Annotated in this window: 17 protein-coding genes and 1 tRNA gene; 7 read left to right on the top strand and 11 right to left on the bottom strand. The window is 32.1% G+C overall.

Annotation, left to right across the window (positions count from 1 at the left end):
* The first annotated feature begins 1 nt into the window (after position 1).
* Positions 2 to 1,513: an ankyrin repeat domain-containing protein gene (locus tag EF513_RS07225; RefSeq protein WP_125216725.1), complete on the top strand. Its 1,512-nt coding sequence runs from the start codon at positions 2 to 4 to the stop codon at positions 1,511 to 1,513.
* 374 nt (positions 1,514 to 1,887) lie between these two features.
* Here the strand turns inward: EF513_RS07225 and EF513_RS07220 are convergent, their stop codons facing one another.
* From EF513_RS07220 to EF513_RS07190, 7 genes are all read right to left on the bottom strand, one after another.
* A complete protein-coding gene (locus tag EF513_RS07220; RefSeq protein ID WP_125216724.1) occupies positions 1,888 to 2,292 on the bottom strand; it encodes a hypothetical protein in 405 nt (134 codons plus the stop codon).
* Between the two features lie 22 nt (positions 2,293 to 2,314).
* Positions 2,315 to 2,590 (bottom strand): hypothetical protein, encoded by a 276-nt coding sequence (locus EF513_RS07215; RefSeq protein WP_125216723.1) that lies wholly within the window; start codon positions 2,588 to 2,590, stop codon positions 2,315 to 2,317.
* Positions 2,591 to 2,595: 5 nt separating this feature from the next.
* On the bottom strand, positions 2,596 to 4,104 hold the full coding sequence (locus EF513_RS07210) for a YfjI family protein (RefSeq protein WP_125216722.1): 1,509 nt from the start codon (positions 4,102 to 4,104) through the stop codon (positions 2,596 to 2,598).
* Positions 4,085 to 5,050, bottom strand: coding sequence for a DUF7146 domain-containing protein (locus tag EF513_RS07205; RefSeq protein ID WP_164503863.1), 966 nt, complete (start codon positions 5,048 to 5,050; stop codon positions 4,085 to 4,087). The genes EF513_RS07210 and EF513_RS07205 overlap by 20 nt, the downstream gene beginning before the upstream one ends.
* A complete protein-coding gene (locus EF513_RS07200; RefSeq protein WP_125216720.1) occupies positions 5,040 to 5,273 on the bottom strand; it encodes a helix-turn-helix transcriptional regulator in 234 nt (77 codons plus the stop codon). Before EF513_RS07200 ends, EF513_RS07205 begins: the two co-directional genes overlap by 11 nt.
* Positions 5,274 to 5,599: 326 nt before the next feature.
* Positions 5,600 to 7,087: a hypothetical protein gene (locus tag EF513_RS07195; RefSeq protein WP_125216719.1), complete on the bottom strand. Its 1,488-nt coding sequence runs from the start codon at positions 7,085 to 7,087 to the stop codon at positions 5,600 to 5,602.
* A gap of 83 nt (positions 7,088 to 7,170) precedes the next feature.
* Positions 7,171 to 7,246, bottom strand: a tRNA-Ala gene (locus EF513_RS07190).
* Between the two features lie 215 nt (positions 7,247 to 7,461).
* Between EF513_RS07190 and EF513_RS07185 the strand changes: the two genes are divergently transcribed.
* The 3 genes from EF513_RS07185 (at position 7,462) to EF513_RS08110 (ending at position 12,035) form a co-directional block, all read left to right on the top strand.
* Positions 7,462 to 8,739 carry a hypothetical protein gene (locus tag EF513_RS07185; RefSeq protein WP_125216718.1) on the top strand — a complete coding sequence of 426 codons (1,278 nt, stop codon included), beginning with the start codon at positions 7,462 to 7,464 and terminating at the stop codon, positions 8,737 to 8,739.
* A 155-nt stretch (positions 8,740 to 8,894) separates the two neighbouring features.
* Positions 8,895 to 11,567 carry an aconitate hydratase AcnA gene (acnA, locus tag EF513_RS07180; protein WP_125216717.1) on the top strand — a complete coding sequence of 891 codons (2,673 nt, stop codon included), beginning with the start codon at positions 8,895 to 8,897 and terminating at the stop codon, positions 11,565 to 11,567.
* 339 nt (positions 11,568 to 11,906) lie between these two features.
* Positions 11,907 to 12,035 carry a hypothetical protein gene (locus tag EF513_RS08110; RefSeq protein WP_277592622.1) on the top strand — a complete coding sequence of 43 codons (129 nt, stop codon included), beginning with the start codon at positions 11,907 to 11,909 and terminating at the stop codon, positions 12,033 to 12,035.
* A 408-nt stretch (positions 12,036 to 12,443) separates the two neighbouring features.
* On the opposite strand, the gene EF513_RS07175 is transcribed toward EF513_RS08110, so the two are convergent.
* Entirely contained in the window at positions 12,444 to 13,625 is a 1,182-nt protein-coding gene (locus EF513_RS07175; protein ID WP_125216716.1) for a hypothetical protein, read from the bottom strand.
* Positions 13,626 to 13,761: 136 nt separating this feature from the next.
* Here EF513_RS07175 and EF513_RS07170 point away from each other — a divergent pair, with 136 nt between their 5' ends.
* The 3 genes from EF513_RS07170 to EF513_RS07160 all read left to right on the top strand — a co-directional run bounded on the left by EF513_RS07170 (position 13,762) and on the right by EF513_RS07160 (position 18,404).
* Complete coding sequence (locus EF513_RS07170; protein ID WP_125216715.1) at positions 13,762 to 14,115, top strand: hypothetical protein; 354 nt, start codon at positions 13,762 to 13,764, stop codon at positions 14,113 to 14,115.
* A complete protein-coding gene (gene terL / locus EF513_RS07165) occupies positions 14,096 to 15,496 on the top strand; it encodes a phage terminase large subunit (protein WP_164503862.1) in 1,401 nt (466 codons plus the stop codon). The genes EF513_RS07170 and terL overlap by 20 nt, the downstream gene beginning before the upstream one ends.
* A gap of 151 nt (positions 15,497 to 15,647) precedes the next feature.
* A complete protein-coding gene (locus tag EF513_RS07160; RefSeq protein WP_125216713.1) occupies positions 15,648 to 18,404 on the top strand; it encodes a hypothetical protein in 2,757 nt (918 codons plus the stop codon).
* Between the two features lie 89 nt (positions 18,405 to 18,493).
* Here the strand turns inward: EF513_RS07160 and EF513_RS07155 are convergent, their stop codons facing one another.
* From EF513_RS07155 to typA, 3 genes are all read right to left on the bottom strand, one after another.
* A complete protein-coding gene (locus EF513_RS07155) occupies positions 18,494 to 18,829 on the bottom strand; it encodes a type II toxin-antitoxin system PemK/MazF family toxin (RefSeq protein ID WP_164503861.1) in 336 nt (111 codons plus the stop codon).
* Positions 18,819 to 19,043: an AbrB/MazE/SpoVT family DNA-binding domain-containing protein gene (locus EF513_RS07150; RefSeq protein WP_125216711.1), complete on the bottom strand. Its 225-nt coding sequence runs from the start codon at positions 19,041 to 19,043 to the stop codon at positions 18,819 to 18,821. The genes EF513_RS07155 and EF513_RS07150 overlap by 11 nt, the downstream gene beginning before the upstream one ends.
* A 464-nt stretch (positions 19,044 to 19,507) precedes the next feature.
* On the bottom strand, positions 19,508 to 21,343 hold the full coding sequence (gene typA, locus EF513_RS07145; RefSeq protein WP_458693813.1) for a translational GTPase TypA: 1,836 nt from the start codon (positions 21,341 to 21,343) through the stop codon (positions 19,508 to 19,510).
* Position 21,344: the final 1 nt, after the last annotated feature.

The following is a 21,344-nucleotide window of genomic DNA, read 5'->3' as shown; positions in this document are numbered from 1 at the left end:
GATGGAAAATAAAAATGAAGATGTTTTGCTTGAATTATTTCAACTTTATCAAAATATAGAATTTGGCAATGATAGTGAATTATTTAAAAACTTAATAACAGAGCATCAATCTCAAGTTACCGCATATTATTATGATAAGAAAAGCTTTTTAACGCATTTAGCCCTTCAGCAGGGAAAAGATGACATTGTTAAAGCTCTAATTAATAATGGTATTAATCCTAATATAATTGATAGGTATTCCCTACCGACAGACCATAAAACTTTATATGTTGGTAGACTAGAATTACCTCTAAGTTTAGCTGAAAAAAATGCTAATAATGATTTAATTAATCAAGATTATAAATATCTCAGAGAACTTTCATATAAAGCTAATAAAAATCTTTGCAAATGGTTAATTAGTAATAAAGTCAATGTATGTGCCATAGCGCAAGCAGGAAATAGTTTATTGCACGCAGCCGCTTATAAGGGAAATTTTAAGCTGTGCCAATGGCTATTGGAAAATGGGGCTGATATACATGCACGCGATAAAGATGGTAATACTATCCTGCATAAAGCAGCCTATAATGATCATTTTGAAATTTGCAAATGGCTTATTGAAAGAGATTTAGAAATAGATAGTCAAAATAGCTATAACTACACCGTATTACATAGAGCCACTCATAATGGTAACTTGGAATTTTGTAAGTGGTTAGTAGAACATGGGGCAAATGTTAATGCTGTTAGTAAGGGGGGCAACACTCCTTTACATAAGGCGGCTGGAAATGGTAATTTAGTGATTTGCAAGCTATTAATCGAGAATAATGCTGATATTAATATCAGGGATAAAGATAAAAATAGTATATTACATAAAGCCATTTTTAGTGGTAATTTAAGCCTTTGTAAATGGTTAATGGAAATCAGTAAGTCATTTGATATAAATGAAAAAAATAGATATGCTGATACCGCCCTTCATATAGCCGCTTCTCGAGGAAATATTGAACTTACCATGTGGCTAACTGAAAATAGAGCTGATATTCATGCAAAAAATACAGAAGGTAATACTGTTTTCCATTGTGCAGCTTATAGTGGCAATTTAGAGCTTTGTCAGTGGCTAAAAGGCAAGGGTTGTGACGTTAACATAGCTAATGCAGATGGCAATACAATTCTTCATTTTGCAGCTTATAGTGGCAATTTTGATTTATGTTGCTGGTTGATTGATAATGGGGTTGAAATAAATCTCTCTAATAAAAATAATAATACACCTTTTCATTATGCAGCCTACAATGGAAACTTAGAATTATGCAAATTTATGAGAGAAAAAGGAGCAGAAATAGATAAAATTGATATAGAAGGGAGCAGTGCTTTACATTATGCAGCCTATAATGGTAATCTAGAGCTTTGTCAATGGCTAGTTGAGCAAGGAGCCGAGATTAATCTGACCAATAAAGAAGGAAATAGCGTGCTTAATAAAGCAGCCTATAATGGAAATATAGAGCTTCTTAAATGGTTAATATATAAGGGGGCTTCTTTTTGAATTAAAAGTTAGGTTATAAATTAACTGATTTAGATAACAAGTCTGTATAATTGATTAATTATCATTCGTGATATCTGAGTAGGTAGTATTTATTAAATAAATGTTACCTTTAACATAGCACATTACTTAAGAGGTGGGATAGTTGCTGACATATACATTATTATATACAACAGTATGTTTATATTTCAAATCGCTATTGGTAAAATATTTCTTTAAAATAGAAACGGGAAAGTTCCAATTTGCTAAAATAATAAAATTATAAATAGCCAGATTTATAAAAAATTCATACAAATCGAATAAAGTAAATAAATACAGTGACGTTGTTACAAGAAAAAACATTTCCTAATATACCTTACTAATTATATTTGCTATATTTACATTTCTTCTAAAATATTTTTTGCTATCTCCTTTAGATGGGTCTTATCAATTGTATTACTCTTAGTAGAGTGCTCCTTATAAGTTGGTTGTTTATTATAAATCTGTCCAAGATAAACTTTACCAAGATGGATAAGCATCTTTGCATCGCCACTCATTGCTACTTCCATCTGTTTTACTCTAAGTCTGTAGTTTCTAATAGCATAACCTTGTTCAATAATGGAACTTACTTCAACTTCTTTTAATAAAATACCATAGAAAGCGTCATTAGATAATCTTAAGTAATGACGTATATCTTCTTTGGTACAACTTAAAGAAGCTAAATACATTATTTTTCTTTTGATCTCTTGGTTTAAAACAGTTCTACTACGTGGTCTGCCTTTTGGATTATTTGATTTACGCAATTTTCTCTCCGTTAACTAAAAATTAATTGTTATCAAACTTATTATCTCTCATCAATATAATATCATTTAAGGCCTCTTCTTCTGCTTTTTTTCGGCTAAGACCACCATCATATTCCATTATTGCAGCTCTTTCCTCAAATTTCATTACTTCCTCTTCGGTAAGGCTATATGAATTTTTATTAGTTTCTAAAGATGGTACTGCTAAAGATGCTAAATTTGCTAAAGTAGCGAATACATTATTTTTTTTAAATATTTCATTCTCAAATTTAACAAAATCAAACTTAGGAAAATTTACCATAATTATTATCCTTTAATAATTTTCCAAGCATGTTTTCTTTTTGTATTTTTAATAACCATGGGGCCATCTATCTTCTGTAACCATCCATAATCTTCAAGTTTTTTTATAATTTTCTCAGCCGATGCTTTTTCTCTAATGCAATTTGGACCATGCTGACAAATATCAGGAAGTGAAATATACTCCTCAGCCCATTTATTGCTTATCCAATCTAATAATTTTTCTGCTAATATTATCATTGGATCGGTTACACCTTCCTCAAACAACCTTAAGAGTTCTTGAGCATAATAAGTAGCTATTTCTATACCTACTTTTAAATATTCATAGCTCAGTTCCAAGGTGTCGATATTTTCAAAGGCTGCTATTGTGCAGGCAATCCTAACTGCATGCTCGGGTAGCTTGTTTGCAAAGCCTTTAATATTTTCTAGTTCTTTGTCAGGAGCTATTAAGCTCTCAATATGATCAGAGAAAGAGAAAAATAATCTTTTTGCATCTTCGCTTAATTTCATTACCTCGGGTTCAAGTTCATTCATTGTTCCTGATTTGATAGGTAAAGGTGTTGTTAATATGCTTTTTATTCTATTCCTAAAATTGGTTATAGCTTCGATACTCGTAGTTTTAGGAATCTTGTTAAATCTAGTACCTGCAGTAGATTTCGGATAGGTAAATAAAATTCTAGATAAGAAACCTTGGTCCTTTAAAACGTTATCTGATAATAGTTTAGTAGCAATTAAAGGCTGTACCATTAAATTTAGGTTTACTCTTTTATTAGATAATATAGTAATATCTTCACTGCTCCGTATTCTTTTGGCGCTTTGTCTGTCCCATAAGCTTGAGAGCCCTGCAGCAGTTTTAATCTTATTTTCTTCATTCATGGCATGTCCGCTAATAAACTGTCCGCCTTCTGAAGAAAAGATACCGATGCTGGGATAACCATTTTTTAAGAGCTTACATAGCCCTTCATAAGTAGGTTCTGCAAAAATTAATATAGGTATTAGAGGTGGTTTTGGTTCTTCACCGAGTGCTCTAATGGCTACTTGTTTCGCCTGCTGCCCCGGATACTTTTTATTATCTTTAAGAATTGTACTTTTGCAGGTATTCCATATTTCTGATTTTGTTTTCCATTCGGTAACATCTCTATCATATTTTTCTTTAAGAATGCTTTCATATTCTTCAATAGTGATAAGTAACTCTTGATCGCAACTGGTCTTTCTTTCGCCACTATCCCCAACTCCTACCATAAAACATGAAAGGCATTTTATATGGCCATGCGGGAGTAGGACATCCTTATAACCTTGCACTAATAAATTTGCTGCAGCAAAAGCTGTCTGGAAACACAGGGGTAAGGGTGCTTGAATTTTGTCATGCAATGCTAATGTTACCTCTTTAAAAATTGGTGATAAAGAATCTATAGGAAATTCTGTTGGTACTGTTTTCAATTTCCTTAGGGGAAGTGGACCTTCGTTTTTAATTGTTTCAGCCTCCTCGATTATCTTCTTAATTTGTATTATTGCCATTTTCTTCTCTTAATAAGTCATTAAAATCTGTTTTAAATCTATTTGGGCTTGCTATACGAACCTTGTATCCCTCTTTTAAGAGCCGTACTGCAAGCTTGTTAGCTGCATTAATGCCTGCAGCATCATTATCAGTAGCAATAATAACTTCTGAGGTAATATAAAGTTCAGGCAGTTTTATATTAATTAAGCCCGAAGTTGATAATGCAGCCCAGGTAGGAAAATCAGTGGCAAAATATACACTTAATGCTGTTTCTATGCCTTCAGTGAGAATTAAAGTCTTACCAGGTGCTGTCAGCATTACTGCCCCACCTGCGCACGATCCTAATATCATTTTGTTATTATCAATTTTACCTTTATTAGCACTTGCTTTGTCTAGATAGGTACGATGCAGTCCGATTATTTCATTGCAATTTGGCCACATGCTTATCATACCTACCATGGCGGGATAGAATCTTTGTGTAGGTTTGTGATATAAATTAGTATGATGTTTTATAGATGGAGGTATTATTCCTGTATAACCTCTATACAGGAGATATTTCTCCACTAAAGTATTAGTAGGATTTATACTTTCATCCCAAAGCTTTGTTATTATTTTGTCTACTGGAGATTTAGCAATTTTAGCAACTTTAGCAGGGTTAGTTTGTTGAATCGAAAAATGTTTAAAATGGTTTTCTCCATTTGTTAAAACTAAAGCAGCTTCATATTGAGAAATTCCTTTTACATAGGCATATAGGCTAATTACATCTCCGCCCTTATCATTCGTTGCAAAATCATTCCATTGGCCGGTATCTAAATTGATTATAAATGACCCAAGTTTGGTATCATGTCTTGTGGGATTTAAAGATAAATATTTATCTTTAAACATCTTTCCATTTGGAAGTAGGGTTAAAACTACCTGCCTAATAGAGTTCATGCGTTTTGCTTTTTCAAAAATATTACCTTTCATTGAACATACCTCCTGTATCAGCAGTATGCCTTCTCTTCTTAGATTCCATCCAATCAATAACATCACCTACTTTATATCTGACAGCTCTTTTGCTAATATAAATGTAAGGTGGACCGTCACCTGAAATGCGTCTAGCTTCCCAAAAACGTGGCTTTAATTTTGTAAAATCTTCTAATTCTTCTGTAGGAACAAATTTTTCTCTGTTCAGGCTTTGAGCAACCATAATGGCTCCTTTATTCTTATTAAGTTTCGTGACTTATCACTTATTACTTAGGAAATAGAAGGATAAAAAATTGATAAAGTAAGAAATTTAAAAAATTTAAAAATTTTTAAGTTTAGTAATTGCAAGAAAATTAAGGTGAATAAGTGAAAGATAAAAAATTGATAGAAAATTGATAAGTAATTAAAACAAAAAGAATCTTATCAATTTTAAGAATACAACATGGATTTTAAGAAGGTTTATGAGTTTAAACAAGGTGTTATATTGGAATAGAGAAATTTAAAAATGATGTTTAAAATCATTTCAATAAGAATAATTTGATTTTAAAATTATAACTTTATTAATATCTTTTCTATTTTTTGTTTAGCCCGATTAAATTTGTTATAAAGATTAGGATATATCACTCTTAAAATATTTTTTTTACGTCTAGCGATTTTTTCTGAATTAGATTTATCCTGGGTAATTCTGGATTTAATTTTTACCCACATTCCATTTAATTCAAATAAAGGGTATATAATCAAACCTATAAACTCTTTGTCTGTAATATTTTTTTCTATAGTTTTAAATGTAGATAATTCCTGTATCAGAATCTGATCATTTTGCATTATATAATCTAATATTGTTTCCAAGGCCTTTTCGTAGGATAGAGGTTTTTGAGTTCTATTAGTGGCAGATGAAACAATAATTTTACTCTGTATTGTATAATTTTCTTGCTTTTCGATTTCTTCAATCTCTTCCTTAATAAAGTATATTTTTTCATTTTCTATATTATGTTTATTAGTAAGCCAGTATTCTGCATCTGGAGAAAGAATAACAACCTTTTGTAAATAATAATCAGATACAAGCTCTTCTATTTCGTCATGTACGTACATACATGTTATATTACCAAGATTAGCATGTTTGTGGATAATGTTTCTAATATCATTAAGGTTATCCTTGTTGTTTATCCATAAATTTCTTTCTAATAAATGTTTATATGAAATAAGTCTAAATGAAGGAACAAAGGAACGAACTTCTTCTAATAAAAAGAACTTTTCTACAAAGGTGGTATGCATGAAATAATTAATAAGGATATATTTTGTCTTAGAATCCTCTTCTATATAAGGAGGTATCATGTAACCACTATGTTTAAATTTACTAAATTCGGTGGGGTCCAATTGATTTGGTTTTTGTGAAGATAACGGGGTTAGCAAATTTACAGACCACAGCACCCATTCTGCTTCAATGCAATTATATTTTTCTATTAGAAGGTGCTTAGCTTGAAAGGATGAGATAATTTCATCCTGCTCTTCTATTAATCTGTATATCTTATAATTATTTTTTTGACTTGAATTAAAAATAAAATAATTGTCATTACTAGTATTTAATTTATATAAATCCTGATCAATTAGTGAAGTCAATATACTTTCTTGTGCATATGGGTTAAGCATTGTGATTGAGAGTTCTTTTCTATCCTTAAATGATGCTTGTGCTTCATGTATGCAAATTTCAAAATAAGTTCCATTATTATTAAAGGTAATATTTATTATTCTATGTAAGATTCCATTTATTTTAGATGGACTAATTCCGCCAATACTTATTATATCCGAAAGGTATATCAAAAATTCCTTGTTAATAGCCTTATTTCTAAAGAAAATATCTTTTAGATCTAAATCAAATATCTCACTTAGCTGATTAGACAACATGTGACTAATATATATTCTTAAAATGGTATTATTACTAAAATTCCACTCTGGATCGACTTCTAAAAAATTTTTAATTGGAGTGTAAAATAAGGGAGGGATGTCTATTGAAGTTCTAAGTATGTTATCAAACATATTTTACCTTAACTTACTGGTCACTTATTGGTCACTCAAAACATAGTTAAATAAGGGTGGGATACAAAAAGCCTTGCTTTTACTGGTGGAGCCAGGCGGAATCGAACCGCCGACCTTTTGAATGCCATTCAAACGCTCTACCAACTGAGCTATGACCCCTAAATCTTACCGTGGAAAAAAGGTAGTAAGAAAAATTTCTTTATAATTATTAGCACATTCTTCCAATTGGGCAAATGAAATTTCAAAATAATAGTATTTTAAGATTAAATATCTTGAAGTGTATTTTAAGATTAAAAAATTTGCTTATAATTCTCTTTTCGGTTATTATATTAATAAATTAACCTTTTGATTTGTAAGATAAAAGGAGAACTATTATGTCTAATAATTCATCATCACAATACTTACAAGGCTTACATAAGGAAGAGGGGAACAACGCTTCTGTTCAAACTCCTAATCCTAATGATTTAGTTGAGATTAGCTTGGCAGAACAGCAAGAAGGAAATGCAGAAATTCCTATTGAAAATAGACTCCATGTACTGTTATCCCAAGAAAACACCAAAAGAGCTTCAATTAGCATTATACCTTCGACGGGAGCTAATTCTGCATCTTTATCGCGTAGTTCAGTAGATGAAGAAGATTTTAGTATACTCACTAGAAAAATGAATAAATTAGGGGCTGGATCAGATTCAACACATAGTGATGTACCTAGCCAAAGTCCTGCTAGTCCGTTAGACAACGTTGATATTGAGGATAACGACCCTTCATCACGACTTACTACTTTTAGAAGATTATTTTTAGGAATCATCGGGTATACTTTAGTTAAAAATATAGTTTTGCTCTCATTAGATAAAAGTACTGATACTGAAGATAGACGGGTTTGTAAAAATCTTTATAAACTTGCTAATGAGGATTTTATAGAAGTAACTAAGGAGCTGGGTAAAAGAAGAAAATACAAAAGAAGATTTAAATTTCCTGATGCCTCTGACGTTTCTTTAGAGAAAGAGCAGGGTAATCTAGAGCATGATAGAGGAGCGCTTAAAAAGCAAATAAAAGCAATTGATAAAGATATTGTAAATACTGATGCTAAAATTTTAAAAAGAGCAGTGCAATTAGGAATTAGTTTTTCTTTAATTGCGGTTTCAGCAGCGGCAGCAGCTACAGGGGTTTTTCTAGCTCCTAATCATCCGGCAATAGAATTACTAAATATTATTAGCAGATCTTTTTCAGCAGCTGGTGGTTTATATATTTTTAGCCAATCTAATGACGAAGTGGTTAATAGCGAATCAAATTCAGGAAGTATTGTGGGAGTTCAAGGGGGCGATATAGAAAGTGGCAATGTAAATGCACGTAGGGTACAGATACATTCTCTGCTACAATTTAAAAAAGAAAAACATCCATTTTTAACTTCAGAAAACCCTAACGTTAATAGCATTTTAGCCCCGACTGTTACTCAAGAGGAAGTAGCGCAACGGAAGATAGATGCACTTACTCATGCACTTACTCTTGTTCAGCAAAACAATGAACAGTCCGGCAGTAGCAGTAGCCATGCTGCACGGTTGAACATTACTAAAAGGCATGAGAGTAGGAGAGTGCATAGAAGAACAAATAGCCAGCCTACTATTTCTGCTTCCTTAGCTTCTGGGCAGCGGTAAAGTTATAATTAACCAAAATTTAATATGAAAAAGTAATTATCATTACAATTTGGTTGAAAAATCAGTAGGTTATGAGCTACAATAAAGATGCTAAATATTTACTATTAATTACTTTTAATAGAAAAGAGCTACTATAAAAAGTTTAGGAGATCATCATGAGCAAGGCAAGCCAACGCTATCTAAAAAATTTTCATATTGAAGGGGTTGAATATAATTATTATGACTTAAAACAGGCATCTGATGAGTTTAATATTAACTTAGATAAGCTACCTTATTCTCTTAGAATTTTATTTGAAAATTTACTGCGTAATTATGATGAAGTAAACGTTACTAAAGAAGATTTTATTGCAATTAAAAACTGGATTGATCGCCCTAAAGCTGAACGTGAGATTGCTTTTTCTCCAGCTCGTGTATTGATGCAGGATTTTACTGGAGTTCCTGCAGTAGTAGATTTAGCAGCTATGCGAGATGCAATGAAAAACCTTAAAGGTAATCCGGATAAGATTAATCCATTAGTGCCGGTAGACCTAGTGATTGATCATTCAGTTCAGGTTGATTACTATGGCAATCATGATGCGTTTAAACAAAACGTAACTTTAGAAATGCACCGTAATGATGAGCGATATCAATTTTTAAAATGGGGCCAAGAAGCTTTTAATAATTTTAAAGTAGTACCTCCTGGTACTGGTATTTGCCATCAGGTTAATTTAGAATATTTAGCTAAAGTAGTATGGACCAAACAAGAAGATAGTAAAACTTATGCTTATCCTGATACGTTAGTTGGCACAGATAGCCATACTACTATGGTAAATGGTTTAGCAGTACTTGGTTGGGGTGTAGGTGGTATTGAAGCTGAAGCTGCTATGCTTGGTCAGCCAATATCCATGTTGTTACCCGAAGTGGTAGGATTTAAATTAACTGGCAAGTTAAGAGAAGGAACTACCGCTACAGATTTAGTATTGACCGTAACCCAAATGCTTAGAAAAAAAGGAGTGGTTAATAAATTTGTAGAATTTTATGGTGCCGGACTTGATAACCTCTCACTCGCTGATCGTGCTACTATTGCCAATATGGCACCTGAATATGGTGCAACTTGTGGCTTTTTCCCAGTGGATCAGGAAACAATAAAATATTTAGAACTTACTGCTCGTGATAGTCAAACTATTAAGCTAGTTGAGCAATACTGCAAACTCCAAAATTTATGGAGAAATAATGAGCAGGCAGTATTTTCTGATAGTTTAGAATTAGATTTAGCTAGCGTGGAAGCATCCCTTGCAGGACCTAAAAGACCTCAGGATAAAGTACTATTATCTCAAGTTAGAAATTCCATTATATCTGTTTTACCGGAGCTTTCAAAATCAAATAATATCGATACAGCTAGAAAATATGCGGTTAAAAATCAGCAGTTTAGTATGGCAAATACTGATGTGGCAATTGCAGCAATTACTAGCTGTACTAATACGTCTAACCCATCGGTAATGATTGCAGCAGGGTTAGTGGCTAAAAAAGCTTTAGAAAAAGGTATCAATGTTAAACCTTGGGTTAAAACTTCACTGGCTCCCGGGTCTAAAGTAGTAAGTGAATATTTAGAAAAGTCTGGATTACAAGAATATTTAAACCAAATGGGATTTAATCTAGTAGGCTATGGTTGTACTACCTGTATTGGTAATTCCGGCCCGTTGCTACCTGAAATTGAAGAATGCATTATTCAAAATGAAATGATAGTAGCTTCTGTACTATCAGGCAATCGAAATTTTGAGGGTAGAGTACATCCTCTGGTTAAAGCTAATTATCTAGCTTCTCCGCCATTAGTAGTAGCTTACGCTATAGCCGGTACTACTAATATTGATTTAACAACCGAACCTATTGCCCAAGATGAAAATGGCAACGATGTTTACCTAAGAGATCTTTGGCCAACCCATAGTGAGATTGAACAAATTAACTCAAAATTTGTTAATTCTACTATTTTTAAAGCTAAATACGCTGAAGTATTTAAAGGGGACCAACAATGGCAGAATATTAATACCACTAAATCTCAAACTTATAATTGGCATAATAGTACTTATATCAATAACCCTCCATATTTTGTAGGTATGGGTAAAGAGCCAGGTAAAGTTACTAATATTAATCATGCAAGAATATTAGCGATATTTGGCGATAGTATTACTACGGACCATATTTCTCCTGCTGGTAATATTGCTAAAAATAGTCCTGCTGCAAAATATTTAGTTGAGAATGGAATAGAGCAGAAAGACTTTAACTCTTATGGAGCTCGTCGTGGTAATCATGAAGTGATGATGAGAGGAACTTTTGCTAATATTCGTATCAAAAATGAAATGCTTCCAGGCACAGAAGGCGGGGTTACCAAACATCACACTTCTTCTGATGTAATTAGCATCTATGATGCTGCTATGAAGTATAAAGAAGACAATACTCCGCTGGTAGTATTTGCTGGTAAAGAGTATGGCACAGGATCTTCCAGAGACTGGGCAGCTAAAGGAACTTTATTACTGGGTATTAAGGCTGTAATTGCTGAAAGTTTTGAAAGAATTCATAGATCCAACCTGATTGGTATGGGTATTTTACCGTTAATGTTTCAAGATGGCATAACTCGTAAGGAGTTAAACTTAAGTGGCGATGAGCTGGTATCAATTGTAGGACTTGAAGGTAAAATTACGCCTAAAATGCTATTAAAAGCACATATTCAGTATAAAGATAACAGCACTAAAGAAGTGGAATTGATTTGTAGAATTGATACTCAAACAGAAGTAGAATATTACAACAATAACGGTATCTTACCTTATGTTTTAAGAGGCATGAAAGGCTAATATAGCAAAGAAAAATCTAACTATCAAAATATTTAAGGGCCTTATTATTCATAAGGCCCTTAAATATTTTATAAACTTCAAATATTCGGTTTCAATAGTTGGTTAAGGTATTCTCATAATAAAAAGAATAGGGGATACGGGACAAGGTTACATAAATGAGGTACCAAGGAGACCACTGTATAAGCTAGGAACACTAGTTTTGGGTAAGCGTACTATTTGGTAGAGATCGGAAAAAATAAGAGATGATAGGATCTTAGCAGAAGGAATCAGTGAGAATAAGAGTCTTAGGTTAATAGATATTTCTTATGGCAATAAGATAACTTGCCTGATTGGGAGTATGTGGCAGACGATATTGCAGAAAATCATTCAATTACCCATCTAAAGTTTGAGGAGAACAATATTGGAGATAGTAAGCTTGCAATATTAGCAAAATCTATATCTGGCTGTAATAAAATGCTAGATCGGTAAATGTAGGTATGCTGAAATTTATGAAATAATACCAGCTATAATCTTTATCTGTGTAGATAATTTAGTTGAGCTCCTTTTAAGAGCAATAATACCATTTTAGCATGGCTGCCAATTTCTTTACACAAAGCTTAATTAGCCATGAAAATTAAGTGAATGCATAAAAATTTGCCCTTAAATATATCACATTGGCTACGAAGCGCAGAGGAATAAAGTTTACTACTCACAAAATCTCTAGTTATTTATAAGCTGCATAATTAAATCGGCAGGCACAGTACCTTATCTATCTGAAATATTGTCCTTCATCAGCTTGCTTAGGAGCGCCTTTTAAGATAGATTTTAATACCACTAATTAAATCCCTTTGGTCTATAAATAATCTCAAACGATTTACAGATGCTGATTTAGTAAGTTTACCTCCACTGATCTGGGGAAGAGCTAGAATCACGGCTTTTAATTCGTTTAAGAATCGAGGCAGGTGATGAGATAACATTTTTAACGGATTTACCAATTACTTTAGTAAATTTGTTTGTTGTAGTTGATTGAGCTTCGTCTTCACCTTGGTTTTTTGTATATGAGGAACTAATAAGGGTCTTAGTATAATTTTGCACCTTTGTTTCTATTTCATCTAAATAATCTTTGCTCTTGCTAGGAGCAGTTAAATTAAATACTTTAGCAAAAGTTTGTTTAGTATCATGTACAAAATCTTGTAAAAATGTTGGGGTATGTTTTTTTGAATAATCTTCAAGCAATTGCTGCTTAATTTCTTCAAGGTTACTAAAAAAAAATTCTAAGTTAGAACCTTGTTCGCAATCTTGTTCGCAATGTTGATAGACTTCAAGTAATCTTTGGTCTAATACAGCTTTATCATATATATAGCCTAGGTCTTGCTCGTTTGTTACTATCTGCTGAAGTTCCAGTGATAGCTTTGATTCCTTTTTGTATTCCTCCAAAAAATATTTTGAGACGTGTAGCGAAGAGCTGATCATGCTTATACTTGAAAATACAGCACTCATTGCTAAATTGATGGGATTGAAATTAACTATAATCGGAATCCAATCAAAAGCCATAGGTAGAATATTAACTATTAAATTATGCGACAGGATGTTTGCGGTAAGTTTACCTATTTTAAATTGAGGTTTAAATAACACCATTAAATCTTGCTTTATTGCTTTGTTTATTTTTTTCGTATTAAAATTTTGAAAATCTTGCTGGGTAAAAAGTAATTGTTGTTGAGAAACGGCTAAATTAGAATGAACAGAAGAAGTAATTTTACCTTCAGTATTAGCAAAACTTTTAATAATTTCTGCGGCAGCTTTACCTTTCTTAATTTCAATAATTTGATCTTTAGCTCTATCTAATTTACGTTCCTTATAGGATTTAATAAACTCACTGGTAACTTTAGCTCCTATTGCTACCAAATTACCAACAAATCCCACTACCGCTAATGGAATACCTACGGTGGTAATTAAAGAAATAATCAGTAATACTGAAGTAGTTATAGTAGAATAAATATAAAAAGTGCCGTTTGATGTTAAGAATGCAATGCTATTTTTAAAAATAGTTTTTAACTTTTCACGATAATTGGAAGCCATATATATTAAAAAATTTAATTTAATTTAAATTGTATCAATTAATTTGTTAACATTCAAGCAGTTAGGAGAGTGCAAAAATTTAATAAAATTTAGGTATAATGTTATATTAATTATTTCATGCTTAACAAGGAGCCATATGACTAATAGTACAACCGAGAATTTTCAAAATATAGAAAGCAGAATAGAAAATGGTTTGCAGCAGATTTTTAATTTGATGAATAATTTGATTAAGGAATTTGAAGTAGCAATTGATGGTGAAATCCACCATATAGAACATTTTATTGGTAAAAAAGAAACAGTGCTAAGTGCCTTTTTAAAATTAGTAAATACTTATCTTAAATGTATCCATACAGTAAAATATCTGAATAAGCGCAATATCATACTAAATGATGGTACTAATTTTGAATTTACTGCTACTGACTTAACTCAAATCAAACTACATATAGAGGAGATATTAGAAAATAAACCTAGTGATAAGAAAAATTTATAACCATCTGCTAAAAAATAATTTTAATGGCTTTTTTGAAAAAGCCTTCCAAGAAATAAACCCAGGAAAAATACTAGAATATAATTGGCACACCGAATATATAGCCAAACATTTAGAAGAAGTTACTAAAGGCAATATTAAAAGATTAATTATAAATCTTCCCCCCAGATATCTAAAATCTCAGCTTGTTACTGTTGCCTGGCCTGCCTGGATTTTGGCTAATGATCCCACAAAGCGGATTATTTGTACTAGTTATTCCCAAAAATTAAGTGATAAACATTCTTTGGATAGTAAAAAACTGATTGAATGTGATTGGTTTAAACAAATTTTTCCTCGAACTAAAATTTCCAAAGAGCAAAATCAAAAATTTAAATTTATGACTACCTCGCGCGGATTTAGGTTTGCAACTTCAGTAGATGGTACTATTACTGGAGAGGGCGGAGATGTATTAATTGTTGATGACCCACATAATCCAAGGCAAGCTTTATCAGCTTTAAATCGTACTAAAGTAATCAATTGGTTTGAGCATACTTTATTAAGCCGTTTAGATGATAAGAAAAATGGTGCTATTATCATTGTTATGCAAAGATTACATGATGAAGATTTATCAGGACATTTACTAAGTAAAAACAAAAGTGCGTGGGTACATTTAAATTTACCAGCTATTGCTCAATCAGAACAACAACTACAAATTGGTAGTTTTAATTATTTGCGTAAAATTAATGAACCATTGCATAAAGAGCGTGAAGATTTAGAAACTTTAATGCGCCTGCAAAATGATATGGGAATTTATAATTTTGCTAGCCAATATCTGCAAGCACCCATGAAAAGTTTAGACAGCATCATTAAACGGGAATGGATCAGCTTTTATAAAGAACTGCCCGATAAATTTAATTATATCGTACAAAGCTGGGATACAGCTATTAAAACCCACGCACATAATGATTACTCGGTGCTCACTAGCTGGGGAGTATATGATAACAAATATTATCTGCTTGATCTAGTTAAAGTAAAACTTGAGTTTTATGAGTTAGTAGAGCTTATCAAGCAGGAATATGGTAAACATACACCAGTTCATGTGTTAATTGAAGATAAGGCCAGTGGACAATCTATTATCCAGGAGTTAAATCGAACTACACACATGCCAATTATCCCTATTAAGGTAAGCAAAGAAAAGCTTTATAGATTAATTGAGACCAGCCAAAGCTTTGTAAATAAAACCATCTTATTTCCAGAGAAAAGTCATTTTATAGCTGATTTAATACATGAATTGCTTAACTTTCCAAATGCGCAGCACGATGATCAGGTAGATAGCTTAACTCAGGCTATTAATTATTTGAATAATCTTAAAGCACATAATCCACAAGTAAGGAAGATTGGCTAACTATGTTAAATTATCTAAGATAAGTAATATAATAAAACCTTTAATATTAAATGACTATTAAAGGTTAATTAACTCATTGCATTGACTTGATGTTGCTTTGAAGTATATTAAATTAAATGCATAAAATATATTTAATTATAAAGATAAAATTATGATAACTAAACAACAGCAATTAATTTTAAAGCTTCAAGAATTCAAGGTAAATACCAAATTACAACATGAAATAATTCAAATAATTTCTATTTTAAATAGTAATAAATTGGCACAAGATAAGATTTATGAACTTATGAAAATTTCATTTCAATGTATTGAAAATAGTATATTGAACGTAAAATTGAACTTGCAACTGACAAACTCTGCTAAAGAGAATATTAAAACTAAAGAGAATATTAAAAAATTGAGAAGCGACTTACAAATAATAAAGTTGCTTGTTACAGAAATTATTCCTTTTTTTGGGAAACAAAATATAATGGGCCACATGTTTGGCTTGTTAGAAAATACGTTGGCTGTTCATCAATTAAGAACCATTACTGATGCATATTTATCCAGCTTCAATAAACTTGAATTGAATGATTGGATTGTATTTAAAGATATAGAAAAAGGCCTTAATAAACTTATTAAGCAAACAAAAATATCTCAGTTGCTGAATAATGCAGCTCAAAATAAATCATATGAAGTTTTAAAAAGTTATGCTGATAGCATTTATCACCTTCGCAATAATAATGTTAACTCTGATAATATTGTTCATTACCAAAAAATATTATTAGATTTACAAGCAGTACTGTTTGATACAAATACATTGGACAGTGCAAGTGCAGGGATATATTATCGATGCTTTTGTAGCTTGCTATTTAAGTTGTTAGACATAAGCTTGGTAAATGGTGAATCAGCAGCATTTATAACTTTAATTAAAGATCATAAAAAATTTATTGACGCTCACGAAGATAGGCGTTTAAGAAATGAGGACCATAGTGTGGTACATTTGCCTTTTTATTTATATGAAGCTATTTACTTTATCAATGATAAATCAACTGATTTGAAATCCAATGAAGGAAGGAAAACATTCCTTCATTTTATAGGAAAATCAAATAATGGAGCGCAAGGAATTTGGAATAACTTCCTGATGGGAGAATACCATTTCAAACTTAAAGATTATCAAAAAGCTCATGAGCTTTTCAAGCTTGCTTCATATGCTTTTCCTAGTGATTTATATATTGTGATGGCTTTATTAAACCTTAGTGTAATTGTGAATGATAATGATAGCAATTGCTTAGCTATGAATAGAATGGATCTTATTCTTAGTTGCTTATTTCATGATCAAGCTGATCAATTGGGTAATGGATTGCATGGAAATTCAAACTTTAATAATACAATTAAACTCTTCTTAAACTATAAAATAAAAATAGGAAAGGGAGAAGAAGCTCATAGGATCTTTAATTTATTAGAAAATAAAATCAAAGCTACTGATCCAGAATATTATTTTAAAACCAAAATTAACTTACATCTTAGCTCATTAGCAAAGTCTGCGAGCGGCCAGGCTATAAATGAGAAGAGCTTTATTAAAAATTTAATGATTACTATGGATTGTTATGAACAAACGATAGCTTATGGATTAAGGAACAATTTAGAAATGTTACCAATATATGGTAAAATAACATTAATTAAATTATTAATTACTTCTTTAGCATGGCTGCAAGAAGGTAAGTTCAAAGAAAAGTGTATTAGGAGGTTAACAGGCCTTATCGAAGAAAATACTGTAATATTTCAAAATTATTATCCAATCTGGGAAGCTGCTACTGAAATTTATATAGCATTAAATGATACTGATAAAGCATTCAAAGCTTTATTAAAGTTAAGTTCTTTTCAACTATTGCAGGCAAAAATTTATTATCGTTTAGGTTTATTGTATTTAGAGCATAAAAACGATAAAAAAGCAGCCTTAATGAATTTTCATAATGCTGCCCTTATAGATGAAAAATATGAATTGAAGATTCAAGAAATTTTACCTGAATTTAAATTCAATAAAAAACAAGCCGATAAATCATTAAGGACTAAGATAAAGCAAACAACACAAATATTAAATCATGATGATAAATCTGTTTCTTCTCAAGATGGAAGCGCAAATTTAATAACTTTAGCCCCAACTGCAATAACAGATAAAGAACAATTAACTTTCATAGATTCGACCAAAACTGAAGAACTAGCTGCAGTTGATGAAAACAAAATAGCTTTAGGCAAGCATTCTGTTCCTAGTGTAGATATAACAAGCCAAGAGTATTTAATAGATATAGAAGATAAATCTTCTTTAGAAGCAAGCGATGAAGCTTTAACAAAAGCGACCAGAAGTTGGCAAGAAAAGATTAAAAGGAAACTTGCTGCTAAACCTTTAGAAGCATCCTCCAGTAAAGATAGCGTTACGCTAAGATGGAATGATCTTAGATTAACAGCACATGATAAAGATGCAGAAGGTAATAATAAAGTATTTAAATTGCATTATAAAGGCAAAGATATTTATGCCGCAATTAATTGTAAAGAATTCGAAGACTCTGCAAGTGATTTACAAAAGGCTTTTAAGATGGTGATAAAAGATGAAATTCATGCTCAATCCTCTCATCAAAATGGGGTGAAATTCTTAAGCCGTACCCGCAAAGGTGCTTGGATTTTAGAGGCTAAAATTCATGGCTTGCATGGGAATAAAAGACTTTTAGGTTGCATGCTAAAATATGATCATAAAGGCAATAAATATGTTAAACCAATAATAATGTTTATCGATCTTAATGAAAAAGCCCATGACAATAAAAAGCTTATTTTTTCTGTTGAACAAAAGCTTGAAACTTTTTTAAATAAGATAAAAAGAATTAATATTGCGCGTATCTCGAAAGCCGACCCATCTGCAATTACATTGTAGTAATTTAGGTCACTACAACAACCTTAAAAATATAGCTGCTTGCCATGGAACCGGTCATCCAGCTATATCTATGGTTATTAAGAACAAAACTAAGGTAACATAATTTGCTTTAAATGTTTTTGTAGCTTAAATCTATCCAAGGCGGCTAATTCCCCAATTTTATTAATAATAAATCTTTGGTCCAAGGTAAAGAGCTTAAGCCTTATTTTAGAAGGAGAAGAAAGACCAGTGCGTTCTAAATTAGTTAGCGGTATATCCTCAAGCCATTTACTTTGATTCAGGCTAGTAATCATAGCTAAAATAGCGTTATTATTATTAATTTGGTAGGTAGTGCTAGAAATAACAATCGCAGGACGGTTTTTAGTATTATCGTTACCATTAAAAGGAAAAGGAATTTTTACAATATCAAATTGGTTATAAATCACGATAGGCCTCATCATCATTATCTGATTGCCATTCGCTTAAGGTGGTTTCAACCGATTTGATAAAGTCTACATCAAGCGGTCTAAACTTACTTAAAATAACTTTTCCATCAATAATCTCATAAGCGACTTTATCGCCACTATTTATACCCAGATGTTTTCTAATGCTTAGTGGTACGGTCGCTTGAAATTTTTGTGTTACGTTTGAAGTATTCATAATGGCAAACTATTAAAGTGTTAACAATTTAAGTATACCGTAATACGGTAAGGCTGTAAAGCATAAGCTATTAAAATATTAATATTTACTGTAAATTCCAAAAAAGTTAGTTATTATAGATGAAAGATCTGTTTGGCAGTCGTTCCTAAGATGATAAAAAACAATTTATCCAAGTATCAGCTTATAAACCTCGAGTAGTATTTTATTTACCTTTTTCAATTGTATTAATGACAATTTGATAATACCAACCTTTTAATGAGCACTCCACAAGGTGTATTTGAAGAAGGTGATTGATTAAACTTGGCAGTTAATGCTAAAGTTTTTGCCCTTGATTTATAACATTGTCAGATATTTTTTAATTACAAAATACACCAGTGTTTTCCTCAACCAGTATAAATACATATAAAAAAGCCTATCAATTATAGCAATTGACAGGCTTTTTTAGTAGTAGATGATCTAAATAATTAAGCGCCAGCGTTTTTAGTAATGCTTCTAGCAAATCTTTTACGATCATTAGGATCAAGATATTTTTTTCTAAGCCTAATTGATTTAGGAGTTACTTCAACTAGCTCATCATCTTCAATGTAAGAAATTGCTTCTTCTAAGGTCATAACTTTTGGAGGAGTAAGCTTAATAGCCTCATCCTTACCTGAAGCACGCATATTAGTGAGCTGTTTAGATTTAAGCGGGTTAACTTCAAGGTCATTATCACGTGAATGTTGACCAATAATCATGCCAGTATAAACTTTATCACCATGGCTTACAAATAAAATACCTCTTTCTTCAATGGTGTTTAATGAATAAGCTACCGCTTGACCGGAGTCGGTGGAAATAAGCACACCATTTCTACGCCCTTCAATTTCACCCTTAAATGGCTCATAAGCATAGAAAAGACGGTTAATTACCCCTGTACCACGAGTATCAGTTAAGAATTCACCTTGGTAACCAACTAGCCCACGTGCAGGTATGTGGAATACCAGCCTAATTTTGCCTCCGCCGGAAGGACGCATTTCTGTCATTTCACCTTTTCTAAGGGAAAGTTTTTCTACTACTACGCCGCTAAATTCTTCATCGATATCAATTACGGCTTCTTCGATTGGCTCAAGTAATTTACCTTGTTCATCTTTTTTGAATAATACTTTAGGACGAGATACTGAAAGTTCAAATCCTTCACGGCGCATGGTTTCAATTAATACGCCAAGTTGTAATTCCCCTCTACCACCTACTTCAAAAGCTTCTTTGCTTTCAGATTCAGTAATTTTAATAGCTACGTTACCTTCAGCTTCACGCATTAATCTATCATGAATCATTCTTGAAGTTACTTTACTACCTTCTGTTCCAGCGATAGGTGAATCATTTACACTGATTGTTACTGCCATTGTTGGTGGATCAATCGGCTGAGCAGGAACAGGATTAACCACTTGAAGGTCACAAATTGTATCTGCAACTGTGGTTTCAGCAAGACCAGCGATTGCTACAATATCACCTGCCATAATCTCATCAACTGCAATACGTTCAATACCATGAAAGGTAAACATTTTGGTAAGACGGCCACTTTCAATTTGTTTATCACCTCTTAAGGTTTTAACGGGCATATTTACTTTGGCCTTACCGGTATAAACTTTACCAGTTAAGATTCTACCTAAGTAAGGATCAGCGTGTAGGATTGAAGCTAGCATTGAAAAGGGAGCTTCTTTATCTACACGTGGAGGGTTAACGTGATTTTTAATCACATCAAATAAAGCATTAAGATTATCAGATTTTTCATTTAAATCTTTTACTGCCCAACCATTCCTACCTGATGCATACAGAGTAGGAAAATCTAATTGTTCATCGGAAGCATCTAAGGATACAAATAAATCAAAAATTTCATCTAAAATTTCATCAGGACGCGCATCACTACGATCAATTTTATTAATTACTACAATGGGTTTAATCCCCAATTTTAAGGCTTTACTTAATACAAATTTAGTTTGAGGAAGAGGCCCTTCTGCTGAGTCTACCAGTAACACTACCCCGTCAACCATACTTAATACGCGTTCTACTTCACCACCAAAGTCAGCGTGGCCCGGTGTATCAAGGATATTAATTTTAGTGTCGTTAAGTATAATTGCAGTAGTTTTGGCTAAAATGGTGATACCGCGTTCTTTTTCTAGGTCACTTGAATCCATCACGCGCTCATTAACTTGCTGATGTTGTCTGAAAGTGCCAGCTTGAGCAAGCATTGAGTCAATTAAGGTGGTTTTACCATGATCCACGTGGGCGATAATGGCGATATTACGTATTGAATTATATTCCATG

Source organism: Rickettsiales endosymbiont of Stachyamoeba lipophora (genome assembly GCF_003932735.1).
In the GTDB taxonomy this organism is placed as follows: Bacteria; Pseudomonadota; Alphaproteobacteria; order Rickettsiales; family 33-17; genus RICK01.
This window is presented reverse-complemented; position numbering and strand designations above follow the sequence as displayed.

What these genes read in the sequence shown, in the direction of transcription:
- EF513_RS07150 (WP_125216711.1), bottom strand. Translation starts at nt 19,043, where the DNA reads ATGAATACTTCAAACGTAACACAAAAATTTCAAGCGACCGTACCACTA.
- EF513_RS07200 (WP_125216720.1), bottom strand. Translation starts at nt 5,273, where the DNA reads ATGGTTGCTCAAAGCCTGAACAGAGAAAAATTTGTTCCTACAGAAGAA.
- EF513_RS07205 (WP_164503863.1), bottom strand. Translation starts at nt 5,050, where the DNA reads ATGAAAGGTAATATTTTTGAAAAAGCAAAACGCATGAACTCTATTAGG.
- EF513_RS07210 (WP_125216722.1), bottom strand. Translation starts at nt 4,104, where the DNA reads ATGGCAATAATACAAATTAAGAAGATAATCGAGGAGGCTGAAACAATT.
- EF513_RS07175 (WP_125216716.1), bottom strand. Translation starts at nt 13,625, where the DNA reads ATGGCTTCCAATTATCGTGAAAAGTTAAAAACTATTTTTAAAAATAGC.
- acnA (WP_125216717.1), top strand. Translation starts at nt 8,895, where the DNA reads ATGAGCAAGGCAAGCCAACGCTATCTAAAAAATTTTCATATTGAAGGG.
- EF513_RS07185 (WP_125216718.1), top strand. Translation starts at nt 7,462, where the DNA reads ATGTCTAATAATTCATCATCACAATACTTACAAGGCTTACATAAGGAA.
- EF513_RS07215 (WP_125216723.1), bottom strand. Translation starts at nt 2,590, where the DNA reads ATGGTAAATTTTCCTAAGTTTGATTTTGTTAAATTTGAGAATGAAATA.
- EF513_RS07160 (WP_125216713.1), top strand. Translation starts at nt 15,648, where the DNA reads ATGATAACTAAACAACAGCAATTAATTTTAAAGCTTCAAGAATTCAAG.
- EF513_RS07170 (WP_125216715.1), top strand. Translation starts at nt 13,762, where the DNA reads ATGACTAATAGTACAACCGAGAATTTTCAAAATATAGAAAGCAGAATA.
- typA (WP_458693813.1), bottom strand. Translation starts at nt 21,343, where the DNA reads ATGGAATATAATTCAATACGTAATATCGCCATTATCGCCCACGTGGAT.
- EF513_RS07225 (WP_125216725.1), top strand. Translation starts at nt 2, where the DNA reads ATGGAAAATAAAAATGAAGATGTTTTGCTTGAATTATTTCAACTTTAT.
- EF513_RS07195 (WP_125216719.1), bottom strand. Translation starts at nt 7,087, where the DNA reads ATGTTTGATAACATACTTAGAACTTCAATAGACATCCCTCCCTTATTT.